1 protein-coding gene is annotated in these 550 nt (G+C 63.5%); it reads left to right on the top strand.

Annotation, left to right across the window (positions count from 1 at the left end):
- Positions 1-550 (top strand): amino acid permease (locus tag GYB81_RS23955; protein ID WP_161898013.1); only part of this gene is annotated, 550 nt, incomplete at both ends.

Here is a 550-nt window from a genome sequence, read left to right as displayed (position 1 = left end):
TGGCGGTACACAATCCGGTGGCCGGTTCCTTCAGCCAGTACGCCAAGGGCTACCTGGGCCCGCTGGCGGGCTTCATCACCGGCTGGAACTACTGGTTCCTCTGGCTGGTGACCTGTGTCGCCGAAATCACCGCCGTCGCCGTCTACATGGGTATCTGGTTCCCCGACGTGCCGCGCTGGATCTGGGCCCTGGCGGCCCTGGCGAGCATGGGCACGATCAACCTCATCGCGGTGCGTGCCTTCGGCGAGTTCGAGTTCTGGTTCGCCCTGATCAAGATCGTCACCATCCTGGCGATGGTGGTGGTCGGCATCGGCATGATCGCCTTCGGCTTCGGCAACGACGGCATCGCCACCGGCATCTCCAACCTCTGGGCCCACGGCGGCTTCATGCCCAATGGCATCCAGGGCGTGCTGATGTCGCTGCAGATGGTGATGTTCGCCTACCTCGGGGTGGAAATGATCGGCCTCACCGCCGGCGAAGCGCGTAACCCGACCAAGACCATTCCCAGCGCGATCAACTCGGTGTTCTGGCGCATCCTGCTGTTCTATGT

Origin of the sequence: Pseudomonas yangonensis, assembly GCF_009932725.1 — a bacterium.
GTDB lineage: Bacteria > Pseudomonadota > Gammaproteobacteria > Pseudomonadales > Pseudomonadaceae > Aquipseudomonas > Aquipseudomonas yangonensis.
The sequence above is the reverse complement of the archived record's forward strand: the minus strand, read 5'-3'. Positions and strand labels throughout refer to the sequence as shown.